We start from the raw sequence: 538 nt of genomic DNA, 5'->3' as shown, positions 1-538 counted from the left end.
ACCCCTTAACGGGCTCTGACTACTTGTAGGCACATGGTTTCAGGAACTATTTCACTCCCCTCCCGGGGTGCTTTTCACCTTTCCCTCACGGTACTGGTTCACTATCGGTCACTAGGTAGTATTTAGCCTTGGGAGATGGTCCTCCCGGTTTCCGACGGAGTTACACGTGTTCCGCCGTACTCAGGATCCTAGACTGAGGAAAAACTGTTTCGCTTACGGGGCTGTCACCCGCTGTGGCCGACCTTCCCAAGTCGTTTAGCTACAGTCTTTCTTGTTAACTCAAATGTCCAGTCCTACAACCCCAAGAAGCAAGCTTCTTGGTTTGGGCTGTTCCCCGTTCGCTCGCCGCTACTGGGGGAATCGAAATTTCTTTACTTTCCTGCGGGTACTGAGATGTTTCAGTTCCCCGCGTCTATCCTCAACTGACCTATGTATTCAGCCAGTGATCATAACTAATCACAGTTATGGGGTTGCCCCATTCGGAGATCTCCGGGTCATTGCTTACTTACAGCTTCCCGAAGCATATCGCAGTTAGTCA

General features: G+C 50.7%; 1 rRNA gene. It reads right to left on the bottom strand.

From position 1 onward, the window contains the following. Positions 1 to 538: ribosomal RNA gene (locus LACPOB_RS0100495) — 23S ribosomal RNA — on the bottom strand; the annotation flags it as partial.

The sequence above is a fragment of the Ligilactobacillus pobuzihii E100301 = KCTC 13174 genome, assembly GCF_000349725.1.
GTDB classification, from domain to species: Bacteria; Bacillota; Bacilli; order Lactobacillales; family Lactobacillaceae; genus Ligilactobacillus; species Ligilactobacillus pobuzihii.
This window is presented reverse-complemented; position numbering and strand designations above follow the sequence as displayed.